An 18,635-nucleotide genomic window follows, 5' to 3' on the forward strand; every position below is an offset into this window, starting at 1 on the left:
CGATCTTGAGGCTGTGCATGGTCACTGTCCTCACGCCGCGTTCTTCAGCTTCGGGTCCAGCGCATCGCGCAGGCCGTCGCCCATCAGGTTGATTGCCAGCACGCTGAGCAGGATGGTCAGGCCGGGCAGCGAGACGACCCACCAGGCGCGCTCGATGTAGTCGCGCGCGGAGGCCAGCATGGTGCCCCACTCGGGCGTCGGCGGCTGTACACCCAGGCCGAGGAAGCCCAGTGCGGCGGCGTCGAGGATCGCCGAGGAGAAGCTCAGGGTGGCTTGCACGATCAGCGGCGCCATGCAGTTGGGCAGCACGGTGACGAACATCAGACGCAGGGTGCCGGCACCGGCCAGACGTGAGGCGGTGACGTAGTCGCGGTTCAACTCGCCCATCACGGCGGCGCGGGTCAGGCGCACATAGGCCGGCAGCGAAACGATGGCGATGGCGATCACGGTGTTGATCAGGCCCGGGCCGAGGATGGCGACGATGGCCACCGCCAGCAGCAACGAGGGCAGGGCCAGCATGATGTCCATCAGGCGCATGATCACCGGGCCCAGGCGGGTCGGCGAGAAGCCGGCGAGCAGGCCGAGGAAGATGCCGGGGATCATCGAGATCAGCACCGAGGTCAGGCCGATCATCAGCGACAGGCGCGCGCCGTGCATCAGGCGCGAGAGCAGGTCGCGGCCCAGTTCGTCGGTGCCCAGCAGGAACTGCGAGTTGCCGCCTTCTAGCCACAGTGGCGGGGTGAGCAGGAAGTCGCGGAACTGCTCGCTTGGGTCATGGGGCGCGACCCACGGCGCGAACAGCGCGCAGAACACGATGACCAGCATGAACAGGAGGCCGCCGACCGCGCCCTTGTTGCGCGAAAAGGCATGCCAGAATTCTTTCAGCGGGGACGGGTAGACCAGGCTCGGGTCGCTGGCGGGAGCTTTGGCGTTGGCATTCATGGCGTCGGCTCCGGTTAGCGTTGATGACGGATGCGTGGGTTGGCGAGGCCGTAGAGGATGTCCACGATGAAGTTCACCAGGATCACCAGGGTCGCCACCAGCAGGATGCCGTTCTGCACCACCGGGTAGTCGCGGCGGCCGATGGCGTCGATCAGCCACTTGCCGATGCCGGGCCAGGAGAAGATGGTCTCGGTCAGCACCGCACCGGCAAGCAGCGTGCCGACCTGCAGGCCGAACACGGTGAGTACCGGGATCATGGCGTTGCGCAGGGCGTGCACGAACACCACGCGGGCCGGCGACAGGCCCTTGGCGCGGGCGGTGCGCACGTAGTCCTCGCGCAGTACTTCGAGCATCGAGGAGCGGGTCATCCGGGCGATCACCGCCAGCGGGATGGTGCCCAGCACGATGGCCGGCAGGATCAGGTGGCGCACGGCGTCCATGAAGGCGCCTTCTTCATCCGACAGCAGCGTGTCGATGAGCATGAAGCCGGTCTTCGGCTCGATGTCGTAGAGCAGGTCCAGACGCCCGGAAACCGGCGTCCAGCCCAGGGAAACGGAGAACAGCATGATGAGGATCAGGCCCCACCAGAAGATCGGCATCGAGTAGCCGGCCAGGGAGATGGTCATCACCCCGTGGTCGAACAGCGAGCCTCGCTTCAAGGCGGCGATCACCCCGGCGAGCAGGCCGAAGACGCCGGCGAACAGCAGGGCAGCCAGGGACAGCTCGAGGGTGGCGGGGAACAGGGTGAGGAACTCGTGCCAGACACTGTCGCGGGTGGTCAGCGACTCGCCGAGGTTGCCCTGGGCGAGGTTGCCGACGTAGTCGAGGTACTGCTGGTAGAGGGGCTTGTCGAGCCCCAGGCGGTGCATGGCCTCGGCATGCATCTGCGGATCGACGCGGCGTTCACCCATCATCACTTCCACGGGGTCGCCCGGAATCAGGCGGATCAGCGCGAAAGTCAGCAGGGTGACGCCGAAGAAGGTCGGGATCAGCAGACCGAATCGACGTGCGATGAAACTGAGCATGGTGGTTGGGGGCTCCTCACCGAGCGGCTACCCGTCGGATCACGACGGGCGCCGGTTTCTTATGACTTTGCCGGTTACTGGATCTGAACGTCGGCGAAGTTGTTTTTTGTCAGCGGGCTGATGGTGTAGCCCGAGATAGTGCTGCGGCGCACATTGAACAGCTTAGGATGTGCCAGGGGAATCCATGGGGCCTGCTCGTGGAATATGGATGTCGCCTTTTTGTAAAGTTCCGCCCGTTTTGCGTTGTCGCTGGTCTGGCGGGCTTCCTGGATCAGCGATTCGAAGTCCTGATCGCACCAGAAAGCATGGTTTTCGCCTGATTTCGCTGCCGCACAGCTCAGGTTGGGCGAGAGGAAGTTGTCCGGGTCGCCGTTGTCGCCGGCCCAGCCGCCATAGAGCGAGAGGTCGTGCTCGCCGGCCTTGATGCGCTTGATCAGTTCGCCGAACTCCAGGGTGCGGATGTCCAGCGTGATGCCCACCTTGGCCAGATCCGACTGCAGCATCTGTGCCATTTGCGCCGCATTGGGGATGGTCGAGGAACTGCCGTTGCGGGTGAACAGGGTCAGCTTGAGGTTCTCCGCGCCCGCTTCCTTGAGCAGCGCCCTGGCTCGTTCAGGATCGTACGGCCAGTCCTGGATGTCTTTGTTGTAACCCAGCAGGGAGGCGGGGTACGGGTTGATGGCCGGCGTGGCCGCGCCATTCCCGTAGACGGCATCCAGCATGGCCTTCTTGTCGAACGCCAGATTGATGGCCTGGCGCACGCGCACGTCGTCCAGCGGTTTGTGCCGGGTATTCAGGGCGACATAGGTCGTGAGCAGCGCGTCGATGCTGTCCACTGCCAGGTTCTTGTCCTGCTCCAGGCCCGGCACGTCCGATGGCTTGGGGTAGAGCGCGATCTGGCACTCGTTGCGGCGGATCTTCTGTAGTCGGACGTTGGAATCCGGGGTGATGGCGAAGATCAGGTTGTCGATCTTCGGCTTGCCGCCGAAGTAGTCCGGGTTGGCGCGGAAACGAACCTGGGCGTCCTTGGCGTAGCGGTTGAAGACGAAGGGCCCGGTGCCGATGGGCAGGTTGTTGAGCTGGCCCTGCTTGCCGGCGGCCAGCAACTGGTCGCCGTACTCGGCCGAGTAGATGGAGGCGAAGTCCATCGCCATGTCGGCCAGGAACGGCGACTCCGGGTGGTTCAGGGTGAAGCGCACGGTGAGGTCGTCGAGCTTTTCCACCGACTTGATCAGTTCGCGCATGCCCATGGCGTCGAAGTAGGCATAGCCGCGCGCGGACGATTCGTGCCAGGGGTGCTTCGGGTCCAGCGGACGCTGGAAGGTCCAGAGCACGTCGTCGGCGTTGAGGGCGCGGGTGGGCTTGAAGTAGTCGGTGGTATGGAACTTCACGTCCGGGCGCAGGTGGAAGGTGTAGGTCAGCCCGTCGGGGCTGACCTCCCAGCTTTGCGCCAGCGAAGGCACCACTTCGGTGGTGCCGGGGCGGAAGTCGGCCAGGCGATTGAAGACGGTCTGGCCGCTGGCATCGGCGGTGACCGCGCCGGTGTACTGGACGATGTCGAACCCTTCCGGGCTTGCTTCGGTGCAGACCACCAGGTTCTGCGCCAGGGCGGTGCCGCTGCCGAGCGCGAGCAGAAGGGGGATCAGACGCGGGATGGGCATACCGGTTCTCCTTACAGCAGGTTGAACGGGAAGTTGCTGACCAGGCGGATCTCGTTGACGCTGCCGTCCGCCTGATTCTGGCTCGCCAGGTGCTTCATGTAGGTCACGCGGAAGCTGCTGCTCTTGAGCGGGCCGTCCTGCAGCGTGTAGCCGGTGGAGAGGCCGAGCTCGTGGTGCTTCTCGTCGTCCATGGCACGCACGTTGTAGCCGCTCACGCCGTTGCGGTCGCCGTCGTAGTGGGTGCCGTCGATGCCCCAGCCCTTGGCGTACCACGCCATGGTGGTCAGGCCGGGCACGCCGAAGGCCGCCCAGTCGGTGCTGTAGCGCAGCTGCAGGGACTTTTCGTTGGGACCGTTGTAGTCGGAGAGCAGGGAGTTGGCCAGGTAGATGGCCGCAGTCTCGTGCACGTAGTCGAAGTACTCGTCGCCACGGATCTGCTGCCAGCCCAGCAGCACGGCATGGGCGCCGTGGGTGAGGGTGAAGGCGAGGCTGTAGGCATCGTTGTCGATGTAGCCGGCCTTGCGCTCGCCGGTGTCGCCGGTGTGGTAGTAGTTCAGGCTGGTATTCAGTGCCAGGCTGGATGGATCGCCCAGGTCGTGGGACGCGCCGAAGTAGTACTGGTTCCAGATGTCTTCGAAGTGCGCGCCGTAAGCGGTGAGCTTCAGTTCCTTCATCGCCTGGTAGCTGCCGCCCAGGTAGCTGAAGTGGCTGCCGGAAAAGTCCTGCGCACCGTACTCGGTGGTCAGGCGTTCGCTGCCTGCGCCGGTGCGCGGGCTGGCGCGGGTGAAGCTGCCAGCCTGGACCTGCAGGCCTTCCAGCTCTTCGCTGAGGAGGCTGACGCCATCGAAGGACGAGGGCAGGGCGCGGTTGTCGTTGATGTTGAAGACCGGGGTCTCGGTCTGTTGGCGACCCGCGCGCAGCTCGGTGTTGGAGGCGCGCAGCTTCAGGTTGGCCACGCCCATCTTCGACCACTGCGGCACGGCATCCCCGTCGCTGTCGGTCAGGGTGCGCGTACCGCCGCCAGCGATGCGTCCGTGGCCGCGTTCCAGGGCGATCTCGTTGAAGGCGGAGGCGTCCAGACCAACGCCCACGGTGCCCTGGGTGTAGCCGGAGCTGTACTTGAGCTGGCTGCCCTGGGTCCAGGTGTAGCGGCTGTGGGTCGGCTCGGTATAGCCGTCCTTCTTGATGTTGAAGTGGAAACTGTCCTTCATCTGCTCGCGGGCGGCGAAGTTGCGGGTGCTGAAGGTCAGGCTCTGGCCTTCGACGAAGCCTTTCGCGCCGGCCTGGCCCTTGACCACCACTTCGCTGGCGCGGCGGGTTTCGTCTGGGGGCAGATCGTCCTCGTCGGCGAATGCCTGGCCCAGCGGGGAGCCCAGGACGGCGAGTGCCAGAAGCGTGCGGGTGAATACGTGATGCTGCATGAGTTGCTCCTTGTTGTTGTCGGTTTTCCTAGCAACGAATGCATCCCCTCCGCCCATCGGAGAGATGGGGGAGCCGGCAGGCGGAGGGGAAGACGGGATGTGCCGCCCGGTCTGCGCCGGGCTGGCGTTCAGGCGGCCGTGGCCGCCGGTGTCGAGTCGGCGATCAGGGCTGGTTGGCCACGCCGTAGAAGGAGTTGCGCCCGAAGGGGCTGATCAGGAAGCCCTGCACCGATTTGCGCATGGGCTGGTAGACGGTGGAGTGGGCGATGGGGCTGATCGGCAACTGCTGCGCGAGGAGTTGCTGGGCCTTCTGGTACAGGGCCACTCGCTGGTCGTGGTCGGTGGTGGCCTTGGCCTGGCGCACCAGCTTGTCGTAGGCGGCGTCGCACCACTTGGAGACGTTGTTGCCGCTCACCGAATCGCAGCCGTAGAGGGTGCCCAGCCAGTTGTCCGGATCACCGTTGTCGCCGGTCCAGCCGAACAGCATGGCGTCATGCTCGCCGGCATGGGCACGCTTGATGTACTCGCCCCACTCATAGGTGACGATCTTCGCCTTGATGCCGACCTTGGCCCAGTCTGCCTGGATCATCTCGGCCATCAGCTTGGCGTTGGGGTTGTACGGGCGTTGCACGGGCATCGCCCAGAGGGTGATCTCGGTTCCTTCGGCCACGCCGGCTTGCTTCAGCAGCGCCCTGGCCTGCTCCGGATCGTAGGCCTGGCCCTTGATCGATTGGTCATAGGACCACTGGGTCGGCGGCATGGCGTTCACCGCCAGCTGGCCAGCGCCCTGGTAGATCGCGTCGATGATCGCCTGCTTGTTCAGCGCCATGTCCAGCGCTCGGCGCACATCGGTCTTGTCCAGCGGAGCGTGGGTGACGTTGTAGGCCAGGTAGCCGAGGTTGAAGCCTGGCTGCGACGGCATGTTCAGGTTCGGGTCCTGCTTCAGCGCCTCGAGGTCCGCCGGGCGCGGGTTCAGGGTGATCTGGCATTCGCCGGCCTTGAGCTTCTGCATGCGCACCGAGGCGTCGGTATTGATGGCGAAGACCAGGTTGTCGACCTTCACGTCCTCGGGCTTCCAGTAATCCTTGTTGCCCTTGAAGCGGATCATCGCGTCCTTCTGGTAGCGGCTGAACACGAACGGACCGGTGCCGATGGGCTTCTGGTTGATCTCGCCGGGCTTGCCCTGTTTGAGCAACTGGTCGGCGTATTCGGCGGACTGGATCACCGCGAAGTTCATTGCCAGGTTCTGCACGAAGGCCGCGTCGACCTCGTTCAGGGTGAAGGTCACGGTGTGCTCGTCGACCTTGCCGACCCTGGCGATGTTGCGATCCAGGCCCATGTCGGTGAAGTACGGGAACTCGGTTGGGTACGCCTTGCGGAACGGCTGCTCCTTGTCGAGCATGCGGTTGAAGGTGAACAGCACGTCGTCGGCGTTGAATTCGCGGGTCGGCTTGAAGTAGTCGGTGGTGTGGAACTTCACACCCGGGCGCAGGTGGAAGGTCCAGGTCTTGCCGTCGGCGGAGGTTTCCCAGCTTTGCGCCAGGGCTGGCTGGGCTTCGGTGCCGCCGCGCTGGAACTGCACGAGGCGGTTGAACAGGGTTTCCGAGGTGGCGTCGTAATCGGTGCCGGTGGTGTATTGGCCGGGGTCGAAGCCCGCCGGGCTGCCTTCGGAGCAGTACACCAGGCTGGAGGCGGCCTGAGCCGCGGAGCCGGCGAGCAGCAGCCCGCCGAAGGCGAGTGCGTGCAGGGGATTACGTCGCATCTTGCGCATTGCCTGACCTCATTCTTGTTTTTCTGAGGGGGCCGGCGAACCGATGGGGTTTGCAGCCGGCCTGGTCGGACTGGTCCGGATAAGGCCTATCCATTCATGGTCGGGCTGTGCCCGGCCACGCCGCGCCGAAGTTAAGTCAGGCTGAAATTAAGTTCAACTTAAAATTCAGTGGTACTGAAAATTTTGCCAGTCTGTGAATCAGGTGGCGGGATGTTCGCCGAACAGCGGAAGGGTGGTAACGGTGAGCATTTCCGCCACGCTGTCGCCGACATTGCGCAGGCAATGACGCTTGCCGGAGTCGAAGTGTACGGAGTCGCCGGGGCCCAGCGGATAGGTGTGGCCATCGATGTCGTAGGCGATACGCCCGGTGAGGACGTAGGCGAATTCCGAGCCGTCGTGGGTGATCAGTTCGGATTCGTAGCCCACCGGGACAGTCACCTTCACCGCGTTCAGCTGGTTGCCGGGGAAGCTGCTGGACAGCCGCTCGTAGCTCAGTGGCTGGCCTTCGATGGTGTAGCGCACGCGCTCGCCCTGGTGCGAGTCCGGCGGGATCTGCTGCGGAGAGTCGAAGAGGGCGTTGAGCGGTACGTCCAGCGCCTTGGCGATGCTGGCCAGGGAAGACAGCGAGACGCCAGTGAGATTGCGCTCGGCCTGGGACAGGAAGCTGGCGGTCAGGCCGGATTCGGCGGCCACCTGGTTCAGGGTCTTCTTCGCTGCGCGCCGATAACGGCGCAGGCGTTCTCCGATACGATCTGCGGACATTGGCAAGGCTCTTGTGGGACGCCGGCAGCATACCAGTGTCGTCGGCCGGTGAAAGCATCGAGCCATCAGCGGAAGGAAAATCGGCCGCAAGGAGGCAGAACACCGAAAAGCCTTTGACCGGGAATTTCAGTGCTGCTTAAATTTCAGGTCGTTTCATTCCATTCCTCGGGAGAGTCGCATGACATTGGGAGTTGGGGGCGTGAGCCCCGAGCAGGCGCTGGCGAAATTGCAGGTCATGACGGCCGGCGCTCGGCCCATTGCGCTCGAGGAGTACCAGGCGCGCATCGCGCAGCTGCAGCAGTTGATGCAGGCGCGGGAAATCTCGGCGGTATTCGTCGATGCCGGCAGCACGCTGGTCTATTTCACCGGCCTGAAGTGGAGCCCCAGCGAACGGCTGGTGGGCGCGCTGGTGCCGGCGCGGGGCGAGGTGCGCTACATCGCCCCGGCCTTCGAAGAGGGCACGGTGCGCGATCTGCAGGTGCTGCCCGGCAGCATCAGCGTGTGGGCCGAGCATGAGAGTCCGTTCGCCCTGCTAGCTGGAATGCTGGCGGAGATTGAAGTGCGTGAAGGTGCGCGGGTCGGCCTTTCCCACAGCCTGCCGTTCGGCATGTTCGAGCGCCTGCGCCAGGCGACGGGCAAGCTGCAACTGGTGGATGCCGGCGCGCTGATCGAGCAGTGCCGGCGCTGCAAGTCGCCGGCGGAGCTGGCGCTGATGCAGCGGGCGAAGGACATGACCCTGGAAGTACACAAGGCCGCTGCGAGCATCCTCCGCGAGGGCATCACCACCACCGAGGTGACGCGCTTCATCGAAGCGGCGCACCGGCAGGTCGGCGCGCCGGGTTCGACCTTCTGCATCGTGCTGTTCGGCGAGGACAGCGCCTTCCCCCACGGCGTGCGCCAACCGCGCCCGTTGCGTGAAGGCGACATGGTGCTGATCGACACGGGGTGCCAGCTGTTCGGCTACAACTCGGATATCACCCGCAGCTACGTGTTCGGCTCGCCCAGCGCGCGTCAGCGCGAGCTGTGGGACCTGGAGAAGGCCGCGCAACAGGCTGCGTTCGACGCCGCTGTGCTGGGTGAACCCTGCGAGCAGGTGGATGCCGCGGCCCGCCGTTGCCTGGAGGCCGGCGGCTTAGGGCCGGATTACGCGCTGCCCGGATTGCCGCACCGCACCGGCCACGGTATCGGTCTGGATATCCACGAGGGGCCGTACCTGGTGCGCGGCGACAGCACGCCGCTGGACGTCGGCATGTGCTTCAGCAACGAGCCGATGATCTGTGTGCCGGGGGAGTTCGGTATCCGTCTGGAGGACCACTTCTACATGACGACGGAAGGTCCGCGCTGGTTCACCCAGCCGAGTCATTCAGTGGACGATCCGTTCGGCCTGGATGCCTGAAGTTTGGTCCAGGAGCGGGCCATGCCAGCGATCGCGCGCATGGCGCGCTCCTACAGTCAGGGCGCGACTTCAACCCGCGAGAAGTTGTTCGACCCCAGCGGGCTCAGGGTGAAGCCGCTCACGCCCGGCCGCACCACGGCGAACTGCTTCGGGTAGGCCAGGGCGATCCACGGTGCCTCGCGCTGGTAGATTGCCAAGGCCTGGCGGTAGAGGCCCGCACGGGCTTCCTGAGCGGTAATGGCTCGGGCCTTGCGCAGCAGTTCGTCGAACTCCGCGTTGCACCAGCCCGCCTGGTTCTCGCCACTCTTGGCGGCGGCGCAGGAAAGGTTCGGTGTCAGGAAGTTGTCCGGGTCGCCGTTGTCGCCAGCCCAGCCCATGAAGATCAGGTCGTGCTCGCCCTGCTTGGCGCGTTTGATCAGCTCGCCCCATTCGAACACGCGGATGTCGGCCTGGATGCCGATCTGCCCCAGGTCGTTCTGCAGCATCTGCGCGCCGATGCCGGGGTTGGGGTTGGTCGGCCCGCCGCCGGGGCGGGTCCAGATCGACAGTTTCAGGCCGGGCTTGATGCCCGCTTGGTCCAGCAGCTGTTTCGCTCGCGCCGGATCGTGGGGCCAGACCTTGAGTTGCGGATCGGAGCCCCACAGCGTCGGCGGATAAGGCGCCACTGCCAGCGTCGCGGCGCCTTCGCCGAATTGCGCGCGCAGGTAGGCGTCGCGATCGAAGGCGAGGTTGATCGCCTGGCGCACGCGCACGTCGTCCAGCGGCTTGTGTCGGGTATTGATGCCGACATAGGCGACCAGCAGCGAGTCCAGTTCTTCGATCGTCAGCTTCGGGTCCTGGCGCAGCGCGGGGATGTCGGTGGGCTTGGGGTAGACGGCGATCTGGCAGTCGCCGGCCTTGACCTTCTGGATACGCACGTTCGGATCAGGAGTGATCGCCAGCAGCAGGCGGTCGATCTTCGGCTTGCCGCCCCAGTAGTCGGGGTTGGCGTTGAAGCGCACCTGGGCGTCCTTCTGGTAGCGCTGGAAGACGAAGGGGCCGGTGCCGATGGGCAGGTTGTTCAGTTGGTCGGCCTTCTCGGCGGCCAGCAGCAGGTCGCCGTATTCGGCGGAATAGATGGAGGCGAAGCCCATGGCGAGGTCGGCAAGGAAGGGCGCCTCGGGGTGCCTGAGGGTGAAGCGCACGTGGTGGTCGTCAAGCTTTTCCACTGCGCTGATCAGGCCGGGCAGGCCCATCGCCTCGGCGTAGGGGAAGCCGCGCGGGGCCAGCTTGTTCCACGGATGCTTCGGGTCGAGCTGGCGCTGGAAGCTCCAGAGCACATCGTTGGCGTCGAACTCGCGGTTCGGGGTGAAGTAGTCGGTGCTGTGGAATTTCACGCCCTGACGCAGGGTGAAGGTGTACTGCAGTCCGTCGTCACTGATCTCCCAGCTTTCCGCCAGCGCGGGCACCACGCGGGTGCTGCCGGGGGCGAACTGCACCAGGCGCTCGAAGACGGTCTCCGCCGAAGCATCGGCGGTGGTGGCGGCGGTGTATTGGGTGATGTCGAACCCTTCCGGGCTGGCCTCGGTGCAGACCACCAGGGATTGGCCGAATGCCGGCGCGCAGCCGAGCAGGCTGGCGAGGGTCAGGCGGATGAGCGCTTTGCGCACGGCGGCTGCCGGAAGAAAGGGCCGCCGGGAAACCCGGCGGCCGCTGGCCTTACTTGCCTACGCTGACGCCGTAGAACGAGTTCAGCGCGAACGGGCTGATCTTGAAGTCCTGCACCGTCTTGCGCATCGGCTGGTACACGGTGGAGTGGGCGATCGGGGTGATCGGCACCTGCTCCTTGAGGATGTGCTGGGCCTGCTTGTACAGCTCGGTGCGCTTGGCCTGGTCGGGGGTGCGCTTGGCATCCTTGATCAGCTTGTCGTAGGCCGGGTCGCACCACTTGGAGAAGTTGTTGCCGTCCACGGCGTCGCAACCGTAGAGGGTGCCCAGCCAGTTGTCCGGGTCACCGTTGTCGCCGCTCCAGCCGATCAGCATGGCGTCGTGCTCGCCGCCCTTGGCGCGCTTGATGTACTCGCCCCACTCGTAGGTGACGATCTTCGCCTTGATACCGACCTTGGCCCAGTCGGACTGCAGCATCTCGGCCATCAGCTTGGCGTTGGGGTTGTAGGGGCGCTGCACCGGCATGGCCCACAGGGTGATCTCGGTGCCTTCGGCCACGCCGGCCTTCTTCAGCAGTTCCTTGGCCTTTTCCGGGTTGTAGCCGGCGTCCTTGATGGTGTCGTCGTAGGACCACTGGGTTGGCGGCATGCCGTTCACGGCCAATTGGCCGGCGCCCTGGTAGACGGCGTCGATGATTGCCTTCTTGTTCACCGCCATGTCCAGCGCCTCGCGCACTTCAAGCTTGTCGAACGGCTTGTGCAGGACGTTGTAGGCGATGTAGCCGAGGTTGAAGCCCGGCTGCGACGGCATGTTCAGGTTCGCATCCTTCTTCAGCGCTTCCAGGTCGGCCGGGCGCGGGAAGAGGGTGATCTGGCACTCGTTGGCCTTGAGCTTCTGCATGCGCACCGAGGCGTCGGTGTTGATGGCGAAGATCAGGTTGTCGATCTTCACCTCGCCCTTGTTCCAGTAGTCCGGGTTGGCCTTGAAGCGGATCATCGCGTCCTTCTGGTAGCGACTGAACACGAACGGACCGGTGCCGATCGGCTTCTGGTTGATATCGGCGGCCTTGCCCTGCTTGAGCAACTGGTCGGCGTATTCTCCGGACTGGATCGAGGCGAAGCTCATGGCCAGGTTCTGGATGAACGCGGCGTCGACTTCATTGAGGGTGAACTTGACGGTGTGGTCGTCGACCTTCTCCACCTTGGCGATGTTCGCGTCCATGCCCATGTCGGTGAAGTAGGGGAACTCGGTCTGGTACGCCTTACGGAACGGGTGGTTCTTGTCGAGCATGCGGTTGAAGGTGAACAGCACGTCGTCGGCGTTGAACTCGCGGGTCGGCTTGAAGTAGTCGGTGGTGTGGAACTTCACGCCGGAACGCAGGTGGAAGGTGTAGGTCTTGCCGTCATCGGATACGTCCCACTTTTCCGCCAGGCCCGGGATGACCTGGGTGCCGCCGCGCTCGAACTGGGTGAGGCGGTTGAAGACCGTCTCGGCCGAGGCGTCGAAGTCGGTGCCGGTGGTGTACTGGCCGGGGTCGAAGCCCGCGGGGCTGCCTTCGGAGCAGTAGACCAGGTTGTTGGCGGCGTGGGCGAGCGGGGCGCTGGCGATCAGCCCAGCGGCAATCATGGAGCGGATGACGGCGTTCTTACGCATACGGACCTCTGTTTATTCTGGTTGTCATCGAGGGGCAGCCTCGTGAGCTGCGTTGCGTGAAGCTATGCACGGCACATGCCGGGCGCAAGCGGTCGACCGGGGTGAGTGTAGAAGTTGTGACGCGGGTGCAAGGGAATGTCGCAATTTCGACAATGGGAACCGTGCGGTCGGGTGGCGGCGCCCCGGTCCGAAGGAGGCGCCGCGCTGGAGGAGAGCGTAGGTGTTACGGCATCTGCACCTCGATCGTGCCGTCGGCGCTGACGGTAACCTGGCTGGTGCCGGCTTCGATTTCCTGGGCCGGGGCGCCGCCGTAGCTGTCGGCCTTCATCGCCGCCATGCGCATCACCGGCATGGGGTGCGGCGCACCGGAGGTGTTCAGGCTGAGGCTGACCAGCTTGTAACCCTTGCCGCCGAGCGCGTCGGTGAGGACCTGGGCGCGGGCCTTGAAGGCATCCACGGCGCCTTTCATCATCGCGTCCTCATTCTTCGCGCGGGTGGCGTCGGCGATGCTGAAGTTCATGCTGCCCATCTTCAGCTTGCCCAGCAGGTCGGCACTGAGCTGGGAGAGGGCGGCGAAGTCGGTGCTTTCCAGGCGGATTTCCGCGCGCTCGCGCCAGGCGGTGATCTTCTGCCCCTTGTCGTCATACACCGGGTAGCTGCTGCGGCTGCCCAGGCTGACAGTCACGCCTTTCACCTTGCGCGCCTGCTCGACCGCCGCGTTCATCGCGGTGGTGGTCTCGGCGGCGAGCTTGGCCGGGTCGGTGCCCTGGCCTTCGCTGAACAGGGTCACGTGCATCAGGTCGTGGGCGACTTCCTGGCTGACCTCGGCGCGCAGCGAAACCTGGTTGTAGCGAGGTTCGTCTGCCAGGGCTCCCAGGCTGGTGGCGCACAGGGCGATGGCGGCGGCGATGGCGGTGAAGGGTTTCTTCAGTACAGACATGGATGACTCCTTGCTCCAGAAAATGTCCGGGCCACAGCTTAGTAGAGGCAGTGGCGAGAACTGTCAGACCCTTTGACGAGGAAGGGTTCGGATTCGGGTTAATGACCGATGTCACCAATTGTTTCGGGCTGGGGCGGCCGTCACAGGGCGCGCTGGAGTATGCTGTGGCGCTATGCCGCATTAAGGGGAGGGGGCTCTTGGCTATACTCGCGCAAATTCCGGAATTCACCATGCGCCCACCGGTTTTCCAGCTGTCCGCCAGTCGTCAGAACCTTCTGCATCTGACGCTCATCCGTATTCTCGTCCTTGCCGCCCAGGCCGGTTCCGTCGGGCTCGCCTACAAGGCCCAGCTGATCCAGCTGCCCTGGCTGGCGCTCGGCGTGACCATCGGCGTCTCCCTCGTGCTGTGCCTGGGTACTGCGCTGCGCCTGCGCGGTCCGTGGCCGGTCACCGAGCTCGAGTACGCCGTCCAGCTCGCCTGCGACCTGGTCATCCACAGCGTGCTGCTCTATTACTCGGGCGGTTCGAGCAACCCCTTCGTCTCCTATTACCTGGTGCCGCTGACCATCGCCGCGGCGACCTTGCCGTGGCTCTACACCATCGCCCTGGCCGGCCTCGCGCTGGCCAGCTATACGGTGCTGCTGGTGTGGTTCCACCCGCTGGAGATGGCGGCCGGCCAGCGCGACAACCTGCTGATCTACGGGATGTGGCTGAGCTTCGCGCTGGCCGCCGCGCTGATCACTTTCTTCGTCGCCCGCATGTCCGAGTCGCTGCGCCGCCAGGAACAGTTGCAGGCCCAGCGCCGCGAGGAAGGCATGCGCGACCAGCAATTGCTGGCCGTTGCCACCCAGGCCGCCGGCGCTGCCCATGAGCTGGGCACGCCCCTGGCGACCATGAGCGTATTGCTCAAGGAATTGCGCCAGACCAATGCGGACCAGCCGATGTTGCAGGAAGATCTCGCCCTGCTGCAGGAGCAGGTCAAGCTCTGCAAGACTACTCTTCAGCACCTGGTACGCGCCGCCGAGGCGGATCGTCGCCAGGCGGTGGAAGAGCAGGGCGCCAACGAATGGGTCGAGTCGGTGCTGCGTCGCTGGCACCTGATGCGCCCCGAGGCGAGCTATCGCTACCAGACGCTGGGCAAGGGCAAGGCGCCGCGGATGACTCCGCCGACCGACCTGAGCCAGGCGCTGCTGAATCTTCTGAATAACGCGACGGACGCCTGTCCGGACGATCTGGACATCCGCCTGGACTGGGATGCCGGTGAAATCTGCCTGAGCATCCGCGACCAGGGCCCGGGCGTGCCGCTGGCGATTGCCGAACAGCTCGGCAAGCCGTTCTTCACCACCAAGGGCAAGGGCTTTGGCCTGGGGTTGTTCCTCAGTCAGGCCAGCGTGACCCGCGCGGGTGGAACGGTGAAGTTGTATAACCATGAAGATGGCGGCACTCTGACCGAGTTGCGTCTGCCCAGAAGCTATGGCGTGGCCTGATAGCCGCGCCCGCGAGGAAGTACCATGAGCGAAGAGATCCTGTTCGAAGGCGAAGAGCAGCCCCACCTGCTGCTGGTGGACGACGATGCCACCTTTACCCGCGTCATGGCCCGAGCCATGACCCGCCGCGGGTTGCGGGTGTCGGTCGCCGGCTCCGCCGAGGAAGGCCTGGCCATGGCCAAGGAAGATCTGCCCGACTACGCCGTGCTGGACCTGAAGATGGACGGCGACTCCGGCCTGGTGCTGCTGCCCAAGCTGCTCGAGCTCGACGCCGAGATGCGCGTGGTGATCCTCACCGGCTATTCCAGCATCGCCACCGCGGTGGAAGCCATCAAGCGCGGCGCCACCAACTACCTGTGCAAACCAGCCGATGCTGACGATGTGCTCACTGCACTGCTGTCGCAACATGCCGACCTGGAATCCCTGGTGCCGGAAAACCCCATGTCGGTGGATCGTCTGCAGTGGGAACATATCCAGCGCGTGCTTGCCGAACATGACGGCAACATCTCCGCGACCGCTCGAGCGCTGGGTATGCACCGGCGCACATTGCAACGTAAGCTGCAGAAACGCCCGGTGAGGCGTTAAGCGATCGATAAGACAAAGGAGCGCCAATGAGCGCTCCTTTTTATTTCCAGCCGTGCGAGCCGACCCCATGACCGACAGCGCCGAGTACCGGGCCGCGAACGACGCCGTTCGCAGCCGCTTCTTCCACCGAGTCTGGCAACTCACCGCGCCCTACTGGCGCAGCGAAGAGAAGGGCATGGCCTGGTTGCTGCTGATCGTGGTGATCGCCCTGTCGCTGGTCGGTGTGGCCCTCAGCGTCTGGCTCAACAGCTGGTACCGCGACTTCTACAACGCCTTGCAGAACAAGGACCTGAAGAGCTTCATCCACCTGATGCTGATGTTCTGCGGCATCGCCGCGGTGTTCATCCTCACCGCGGTGTACCGGCTGTACCTCACCCAGATGCTCACCATCCGCTGGCGCCGCTGGCTAACGGAGAAGCACTTCGCCGCCTGGCTGGGCGACAAGAACTACTACCGCCTGGAGCAGCGTGGGCACACCGACAACCCCGACCAGCGTCTTTCCGAAGACCTCAACAGCTTCACCGACACCACCCTGACCCTTGGTCTGGGGCTGATCCGCAACATCGTCAGCCTGGTGTCCTTCTCGGTCATTCTCTGGGGCGTATCTGGCAGCATCGAGCTCTTCGGTATAAGCATTCCCGGCTACATGTTCTGGGCGGCACTGCTCTACGCCGCGGTCGGCAGCTGGTTGACCCACCTCATCGCACGCCGCCTGATCGGTCTGAACAACCGCCAGCAACGCTACGAGGCGGACCTGCGTTTCGGCCTGGTGCGGGTGCGCGAGAACGCCGAAAGCATCGCCCTGTACAATGGCGAGGCCAACGAGAGCGCCCGCCTGATGGGCCGCTTCCGCAACGTCTGGAGCAATTTCTGGGAACTGATGAAGGTGCAGAAGCGCCTGACCTTTTTCAGCTCAGGCTACGCCCAGATCGCCACCGTGTTTCCCTTCATCGTCGCCGCGCCGCGCTACTTCTCCGGGCAGATCCAGCTCGGCGAACTCATGCAGATCAACTCCGCCTTCGGCAACGTGCAGGACGGCCTGAGCTGGTTCATCGACGCCTACGCCAGCCTCGCCAGCTGGCGCGCCACCTGCGACCGTCTGCTGAGCTTCCGCGAGACCATGGACGAGACTGCCCATGAGTCCGCCAACATCGACGTGCGCAAGACCGGCGACAACCTGCAACTGCACAACCTCACCCTGAGCCTGGGCAACGGCCGAGAATTGCTGCAGCCCACCAGCCTGGAGCTGAACCCCGGCGAGCACGTGCTGATCGGCGGCCCCTCCGGCGGTGGCAAGAGCACCCTGTTGCGCGCCATGAGCGGCCTCTGGCGCTATGGCAGCGGCGTGGTGCAGATGCCTGACGCACGCAGCCTGTTCGTCCCGCAGAAACCCTATCTGCCCATCGGCACCCTGGCCGAGGCGCTGAGCTATCCGGAGTCAGGCGATCGCCACGCCCCTGAGCAGCTGAAGCAGGTGCTGCACCTGTGCCGCCTGGATTCGCTGGTGCCGCGTCTGGATGACGCCGATCACTGGCAGCGTGTGCTCTCGCCGGGCGAGCAGCAGCGCCTGGCCATCGCCCGCGCGCTGCTCTACGCACCGCAGTGGCTGTTCCTCGACGAAGCCACCTCCGCGCTCGATGAATCCGACGAAGCCGCGCTCTATCAGGTGCTGCTCGACCAGTTGCCGGGGGGGACGCTGGTCAGCATTGGCCACCGGGTCAGCCTGAAGCGATTCCACTCGCGCCAACTGCGCCTGGAGGAGCATCGTTTGCAGGAGATCGAGTCCGTTTTACCGGCGTAGTGGCAGTTTGATTCACTGGGATAATGTGATCCTGTTAGTGGGAAACATCTGAAAGTCTTCTCAGACAAGATGATTTCTTCTTATTTATTTACATTTTTCAGTGTTTAGCCGCTGCGAAGTTTTCAAGAACAGGTACCCTGTGCACCCCGGCGGCCACCCGCCGGGCCGAATGCAATTCACTGGTACCGCTATGAAATCCCTTTCCCCGTCACGCCAAGCCCTGACCCGCTCGGACCTGCGCCTGGTCGACCCGCGCCGGATCGTGGTGATCGGTGGCTGCGTGGCCGTACTGTTCGCTGTTGCGGCCTTCGCCGGCGGCATCTGGGTCGGTCGGGTCAACCTCGCGCCGGCGCCGATGCCGGTTGCTGCCCCGGCCGAGCCGGCGGCGGAAGACGACTCCGGCGAACGCTTCGCCGCGGAGCGCATCGGCGACCTGGCCGGTCGCCTGCAGGTACTGGAAAAGGATGCGACCTATCTGCTCCAGGCCGTCGACAGTCACGAGGAAATCGCCCGCAAGCTGGCCAAGGTCGATCCGGAACTGGTACCCAAGCCCAAGGCCGCGGCAAAGGTCGCGGCGTCTGGCAAAGGCGAGGGCGGCATCCTCCTGCCTCCGCGTCCCTGTGCCGAGCCGCTGCCCGGCTCGACCGACGATCTGCAGCAGGGCGAGCGCTCGGCGAAATGCCTGCGCCGGGTCTTCGACCTGCTGATGGATCAGGTGGCCCGCCGCAATGCCGATTTCATGGCGATTCCAGCGCGCCGGCCGGTCGAGCAGGCGCGCCTGGGCTCGCCCTTCGGCAACCGATTCGACCCCTTCAATCATCACCTGGCCTTCCATTCCGGGCAGGACTTCTCCGCGCCCACCGGCAGCCCGATCCACGCGGCCGCGGGAGGGCGCGTGATCGTGGCGGGGCCGAACCCCTCCTACGGCAATCGGGTGGAAATCGACCACGGCAACGGCCTGGTGACCCGCTACGCCCACGCTTCCAAGCTGGAGGTGAAAGTTGGCGACGTCGTGCTGCCGGGGCAGGAAATCGCCAAGGTCGGCTCCACCGGGCGTTCCACCGGCCCGCACCTGCACTTCGAAGTGCTCTACCACGGCGAGTTCGTCGACCCACAGAACTTCCTCTCGCTAGGGGGAATGGAGATCGATAGCGATGGCATGGCCACGGACTAGAAAGCCTTCTACCCGCGACCTGCTACGCGCCGACCATTCGCCCCATGCTCCCCGTGGCTCGGCATGGTTCGGCCGCCTGCTGGCGCTGTTCGTCCTGCTGGCGGCGGTGCTGGCGGGCCTGTGGTTCGTGCGCGGGCTGGACGACAGCCAGGGCCAGAAACACGCCGATGAGCTGCATGCGCTGCAGGAACAGGTCGTGCAACTGACCGCCGAACTGGAGGAAAAGCGCATGCAGGGCGAGGAGGACCGCGCCAACCGTGAACAACTGATGCGCCGCATCGATTCGATGTCGGCCGAGATCAAGAAACTCAAGACCGAGCTGGCCTTCTACCGCCAGCAGAAACCTGGCAAGTAGTCCGCGCGAGGAAAT

Annotated in this window: 15 protein-coding genes; 6 read left to right on the forward strand and 9 right to left on the reverse strand. The window is 64.8% G+C overall.

Features of this window, described 5'->3' with window-relative positions:
- Window positions 1–30 precede the first annotated feature (30 nt).
- From IB261_RS05330 to IB261_RS05355, 6 genes are all read right to left on the reverse strand, one after another.
- Window positions 31–942 carry an ABC transporter permease subunit gene (locus tag IB261_RS05330; protein ID WP_081517424.1) on the reverse strand — a complete coding sequence of 304 codons (912 nt, stop codon included), beginning with the start codon at window positions 940–942 and terminating at the stop codon, window positions 31–33.
- A 14-nt stretch (window positions 943–956) separates the two neighbouring features.
- Window positions 957–1,967 (reverse strand): ABC transporter permease subunit, encoded by a 1,011-nt coding sequence (locus tag IB261_RS05335; RefSeq protein WP_045209546.1) that lies wholly within the window; start codon window positions 1,965–1,967, stop codon window positions 957–959.
- Between the two features lie 74 nt (window positions 1,968–2,041).
- Window positions 2,042–3,628, reverse strand: a complete 1,587-nt coding sequence (locus IB261_RS05340; protein ID WP_192381615.1) for an ABC transporter substrate-binding protein — start codon at window positions 3,626–3,628, stop codon at window positions 2,042–2,044.
- 11 nt (window positions 3,629–3,639) lie between these two features.
- A complete protein-coding gene (locus tag IB261_RS05345) occupies window positions 3,640–5,049 on the reverse strand; it encodes an OprD family porin (RefSeq protein ID WP_192224703.1) in 1,410 nt (469 codons plus the stop codon).
- A gap of 163 nt (window positions 5,050–5,212) precedes the next feature.
- Window positions 5,213–6,820: an ABC transporter substrate-binding protein gene (locus IB261_RS05350; RefSeq protein WP_139791521.1), complete on the reverse strand. Its 1,608-nt coding sequence runs from the start codon at window positions 6,818–6,820 to the stop codon at window positions 5,213–5,215.
- A gap of 198 nt (window positions 6,821–7,018) precedes the next feature.
- Window positions 7,019–7,582, reverse strand: coding sequence for a helix-turn-helix domain-containing protein (locus IB261_RS05355; RefSeq protein ID WP_081517427.1), 564 nt, complete (start codon window positions 7,580–7,582; stop codon window positions 7,019–7,021).
- A gap of 178 nt (window positions 7,583–7,760) precedes the next feature.
- On the opposite strand from IB261_RS05355, the gene IB261_RS05360 reads away from it, so the two are divergent.
- A complete protein-coding gene (locus IB261_RS05360; RefSeq protein ID WP_192381616.1) occupies window positions 7,761–8,978 on the forward strand; it encodes a M24 family metallopeptidase in 1,218 nt (405 codons plus the stop codon).
- A gap of 56 nt (window positions 8,979–9,034) precedes the next feature.
- Here the strand turns inward: IB261_RS05360 and IB261_RS05365 are convergent, their stop codons facing one another.
- The 3 genes from IB261_RS05365 to IB261_RS05375 form a co-directional block, all read right to left on the reverse strand.
- Window positions 9,035–10,627, reverse strand: coding sequence for an ABC transporter substrate-binding protein (locus IB261_RS05365; protein WP_192381617.1), 1,593 nt, complete (start codon window positions 10,625–10,627; stop codon window positions 9,035–9,037).
- Window positions 10,628–10,676: 49 nt separating this feature from the next.
- Window positions 10,677–12,278, reverse strand: coding sequence for an ABC transporter substrate-binding protein (locus IB261_RS05370; RefSeq protein ID WP_151189453.1), 1,602 nt, complete (start codon window positions 12,276–12,278; stop codon window positions 10,677–10,679).
- A 223-nt stretch (window positions 12,279–12,501) separates the two neighbouring features.
- Window positions 12,502–13,218 carry an SIMPL domain-containing protein gene (locus IB261_RS05375; protein ID WP_192290063.1) on the reverse strand — a complete coding sequence of 239 codons (717 nt, stop codon included), beginning with the start codon at window positions 13,216–13,218 and terminating at the stop codon, window positions 12,502–12,504.
- Between the two features lie 230 nt (window positions 13,219–13,448).
- Here IB261_RS05375 and IB261_RS05380 point away from each other — a divergent pair, with 230 nt between their 5' ends.
- The 5 genes from IB261_RS05380 to IB261_RS05400 all read left to right on the forward strand — a co-directional run bounded on the left by IB261_RS05380 (window position 13,449) and on the right by IB261_RS05400 (window position 18,620).
- Window positions 13,449–14,705, forward strand: a complete 1,257-nt coding sequence (locus IB261_RS05380) for an ATP-binding protein (protein WP_045209553.1) — start codon at window positions 13,449–13,451, stop codon at window positions 14,703–14,705.
- Window positions 14,706–14,729: 24 nt separating this feature from the next.
- Entirely contained in the window at window positions 14,730–15,290 is a 561-nt protein-coding gene (locus IB261_RS05385; protein WP_081517431.1) for a response regulator transcription factor, read from the forward strand.
- A 67-nt stretch (window positions 15,291–15,357) separates the two neighbouring features.
- The gene (locus IB261_RS05390) at window positions 15,358–17,091 is read left to right on the forward strand and encodes an ABC transporter ATP-binding protein/permease (protein ID WP_192381618.1); all 1,734 of its coding nucleotides are present in this window, start codon (window positions 15,358–15,360) and stop codon (window positions 17,089–17,091) included.
- A gap of 190 nt (window positions 17,092–17,281) precedes the next feature.
- Window positions 17,282–18,265 (forward strand): M23 family metallopeptidase, encoded by a 984-nt coding sequence (locus IB261_RS05395; protein ID WP_081517432.1) that lies wholly within the window; start codon window positions 17,282–17,284, stop codon window positions 18,263–18,265.
- Window positions 18,246–18,620, forward strand: coding sequence for a guided entry of tail-anchored proteins factor 1 (locus IB261_RS05400; protein WP_225594718.1), 375 nt, complete (start codon window positions 18,246–18,248; stop codon window positions 18,618–18,620). The genes IB261_RS05395 and IB261_RS05400 overlap by 20 nt, the downstream gene beginning before the upstream one ends.
- The last annotated feature ends 15 nt before the right edge of the window (window positions 18,621–18,635 follow it).

Source organism: Pseudomonas sp. PDM20, from assembly GCF_014852575.3.
Taxonomy (GTDB): Bacteria; Pseudomonadota; Gammaproteobacteria; order Pseudomonadales; family Pseudomonadaceae; genus Pseudomonas.

Coding starts and splice junctions, on each gene's coding strand:
- IB261_RS05350 (WP_139791521.1), bottom strand. CDS start 6,820: ATGCGCAAGATGCGACGTAATCCCCTGCACGCACTCGCCTTCGGCGGG.
- IB261_RS05400 (WP_225594718.1), top strand. CDS start 18,246: ATGGCATGGCCACGGACTAGAAAGCCTTCTACCCGCGACCTGCTACGC.
- IB261_RS05380 (WP_045209553.1), top strand. CDS start 13,449: ATGCGCCCACCGGTTTTCCAGCTGTCCGCCAGTCGTCAGAACCTTCTG.
- IB261_RS05375 (WP_192290063.1), bottom strand. CDS start 13,218: ATGTCTGTACTGAAGAAACCCTTCACCGCCATCGCCGCCGCCATCGCC.
- IB261_RS05340 (WP_192381615.1), bottom strand. CDS start 3,628: ATGCCCATCCCGCGTCTGATCCCCCTTCTGCTCGCGCTCGGCAGCGGC.
- IB261_RS05370 (WP_151189453.1), bottom strand. CDS start 12,278: ATGCGTAAGAACGCCGTCATCCGCTCCATGATTGCCGCTGGGCTGATC.
- IB261_RS05390 (WP_192381618.1), top strand. CDS start 15,358: ATGACCGACAGCGCCGAGTACCGGGCCGCGAACGACGCCGTTCGCAGC.
- IB261_RS05345 (WP_192224703.1), bottom strand. CDS start 5,049: ATGCAGCATCACGTATTCACCCGCACGCTTCTGGCACTCGCCGTCCTG.
- IB261_RS05330 (WP_081517424.1), bottom strand. CDS start 942: ATGAATGCCAACGCCAAAGCTCCCGCCAGCGACCCGAGCCTGGTCTAC.
- IB261_RS05355 (WP_081517427.1), bottom strand. CDS start 7,582: ATGTCCGCAGATCGTATCGGAGAACGCCTGCGCCGTTATCGGCGCGCA.
- IB261_RS05395 (WP_081517432.1), top strand. CDS start 17,282: ATGAAATCCCTTTCCCCGTCACGCCAAGCCCTGACCCGCTCGGACCTG.
- IB261_RS05385 (WP_081517431.1), top strand. CDS start 14,730: ATGAGCGAAGAGATCCTGTTCGAAGGCGAAGAGCAGCCCCACCTGCTG.
- IB261_RS05335 (WP_045209546.1), bottom strand. CDS start 1,967: ATGCTCAGTTTCATCGCACGTCGATTCGGTCTGCTGATCCCGACCTTC.
- IB261_RS05360 (WP_192381616.1), top strand. CDS start 7,761: ATGACATTGGGAGTTGGGGGCGTGAGCCCCGAGCAGGCGCTGGCGAAA.